The organism is Arhodomonas sp. KWT, assembly GCF_010993615.1.
In genome coordinates this window covers 1-606 of record NZ_WNXE01000994.1, presented here as the reverse complement: position 1 = coordinate 606, position 606 = coordinate 1, and the positions used below count along the sequence as shown (strand labels likewise).

Sequence of the window (606 nt, the reverse complement as noted above, 5' to 3'; positions counted from 1 at the left end):
ACGTGGACGCCGGAGGCCATCGGCGGCGCGTCGGTGCGCGACGGCATGATCGCCGCCTATGACTTCGCCGAGGTGGACCCCTACCGTGCCGCCACCCATAACAAGGGCATCATGAACGGTGTCAGCGCCGTGGTGCTCGCCACCGGCAACGACACCCGCGCGGTGGAGGCCGGCGCCCACGCCTACGCGGCGCAGACCGGCAGCTACCGCTCGCTCACCCGCTGGGAGGTGGACGCCGACGGCAATCTCACCGGTACCCTGGAGATGCCCCTGGCGGTCGGCCTCATAGGCGGTGCGACCCGCTCCCACCCTACCGCGCGCATCTGCCTCGACATCATGGGGGTGACCACCGCGGAGCGCCTCGCCCGGAACATTGCTGCCGTGGGGCTCGCCCAGAACTTCGCCGCGCTCAAGGCGCTGGCGACCACCGGCATCCAGAAGGGCCACATGGCCCTGCACGCCAAGAACATCGCCGTGATGGCTGGCGCCACCGGCGACGAGGTCGACGCCGTGGCCCAGGAGCTGGTCACCGGCGGCACCGTGCGGGTGGACATCGCCGAGGCGGTCCTCGCCCGGCTGCGCGGCCAGGGCTAGCCCGCCCCGTGC

Annotated in this window: 1 pseudogene; it reads left to right on the top strand. The window is 72.3% G+C overall.

The features are described from left to right. Window positions 1–594, top strand: a pseudogene (locus tag G7A99_RS23745) (3-hydroxy-3-methylglutaryl-CoA reductase); the annotation flags it as partial. Window positions 595–606: the final 12 nt, after the last annotated feature.